We start from the raw sequence: 1,888 nt of genomic DNA on the forward strand, positions 1-1,888 counted from the left end.
CCTGTTCTTCGCCGGCTGCGTGTCGGTGTGCCCGGTGTCGATGGACCTGCTGCGAACGCTGCGGGCCAGCTTCGGCAGCCAGGCACCGCAGTTCGTGTCGCTGACGGTGTCACCGCTGACCGACGACGTGCGCGCGCTGGACGACTATGCTGCCAGATTCGGGCTGCCCAAGGACTGGATCCTGCTGACCGGCGAGCCCCGACATGTCGAATCATGGGCGCGCCACAGCCTCTACTCCGACATCACGCAACTCGGTGCGGACGGGCTGCCGCCTCACACCGAACGCGCTTTTCTCATCGACCGCCGACACCGCATCCGCGGCATCTACGACGCGCGCTCGCCGCACGAGATGGTGCGGCTGCGCAGCGACATCGGCCAGCTCAGGCGGGAAGAGGCTCCCGCCGAGGTTCAGTCGACCGCGGCCTCGCCCTCTTCGCCCCCCGAGGACCCCACGGTCGTGATGCGGTAACCCTTGCCGCGGATGGCCACGATCCGGATCGCATCGGCCCCGACTTCGCGCAGGCGCTGGCGCAACCGCGACACATGCGCATCGACAACGCGCGAGCCGCCGATGCGGCCCACCTTGGTGGCCGGGATCACCGATTCGATGTCGGCCCGACTGACCGGATGCGGCGCGCGATCGAGCAACAACTTCAACGTGTACAACGATGAGATTCCCAGCGAGAACGGCACACCCCGCACACTGCAGGTCAGGCTCGCCGTGTCCACCGCCAGCTCGGTGTCGCCCAGCGCATCATCCATGCGAGCGGCGCGGTCCTTCTGGATGCGCTGCCCCGCGTGACGGATCAGCACCGCGAGGGCCTCTTCATGCGCCAGGTCGCCCCAGACGTGATCGAAGCCGAGTTCCAGTGCGAGCAGGTGCACCAGGCTGCCGAATGCCGGCCCGTACAGCGCCACCGACAACACCCCCGCCTCACGCAGGGTTTCGAGCATGGCACCGAGCGGCACATCGAGGCCGTTGGCCGCAACGATCGCCATCCGGGCCGACCCGATGCGAGGGCCTCGCACGATCACATCAGCCACCGAAGCCACGATGCAAGGTCGGCCCAGATTGGCACAGACCCGCCGAAGCCGCGTGCGGTGCCRTTCGTCCTGTGCCACGACGAACACCGTGTCTGCCGGTGACGGCGCCGGCATGTCTGCCGCACTCTCCGTCGCGCCGGTTTCCGCCTCGGCGGCGCTGTTTGCAGCGGTGTCCGTCGCCTCGCCTGGCGGACTCGCACAGGCGAGGCTCAGGAGAAGCGGATGCTCGTCAATGCGCTTGTGYAAGGTATTCGCGGTATTGGTCATGAAGACTCGATCGATGGCGGCAATCTCATGCCCCGCAGGAACGACCTTCCAGCGACCAGCACGGCAACGCCCCGTTGGCTGCGTTGCTCGCGTTGGGATGGGAGATCGTCCGTTGGCGCCCCTGTTCGTCGGTGCGGTACTGGTAGCCCGCCATCGGCCCATGGCCGACGGCATCGAGCGTGTAGCCGCTTCCGTCATCACTGAGTGAGCAATGCACCGAGAAATGTTCCACCTGGGCATCCGGGACCGCACATTTCCCGGACACGCCATACCGGTGGTCACGCTGGAACGACTTTTCCAGCTGGATGCCGACCATCGACATCTCCCTGAGCGCAGGAACGGTGCGCGAGTTCTGCACCTGCGCGTTGAAGCTGGGCAGCGCCACCGCCATCGTCGTCAACGCCACAGCGAGGACCACGCTCAGTTCGACAAGGGTGAAGCCGCGGAAAGCCGTATGAGTAGAAGTCATGGTTGCAATTTGTTGCGAGTCGGTGGGGTCGAATCATCGGGGTAACAGAATGCGAACGCCACGCAGAAGTGCCCATTTCGAGGGCCGCAAATGTCAACGATTGCGAAC

The 1,888-nt window shown here is 65.8% G+C and carries 3 protein-coding genes; 1 reads left to right on the forward strand and 2 read right to left on the reverse strand.

Annotated elements, in window-relative coordinates; all coding sequences use genetic code 11:
• A partial coding sequence (locus AC1D01_RS32620; RefSeq protein WP_477873642.1) for an SCO family protein occupies positions 1-469 on the forward strand: 469 nt, incomplete at its 5' end.
• Here AC1D01_RS32620 and AC1D01_RS32625 read toward each other — a convergent pair.
• Both AC1D01_RS32625 and AC1D01_RS32630 read right to left on the reverse strand, forming a co-directional pair.
• Positions 409-1,311, reverse strand: a complete 903-nt coding sequence (locus AC1D01_RS32625; RefSeq protein ID WP_477873643.1) for a winged helix-turn-helix domain-containing protein — start codon at positions 1,309-1,311, stop codon at positions 409-411. The genes AC1D01_RS32620 and AC1D01_RS32625 overlap by 61 nt on opposite strands.
• A 25-nt stretch (positions 1,312-1,336) precedes the next feature.
• Positions 1,337-1,780 (reverse strand): type IV pilin protein, encoded by a 444-nt coding sequence (locus tag AC1D01_RS32630; RefSeq protein ID WP_477873644.1) that lies wholly within the window; start codon positions 1,778-1,780, stop codon positions 1,337-1,339.
• Positions 1,781-1,888: the final 108 nt, after the last annotated feature.

The sequence above is a fragment of the Rhizobacter sp. P3_B12 genome, from assembly GCF_056402895.1.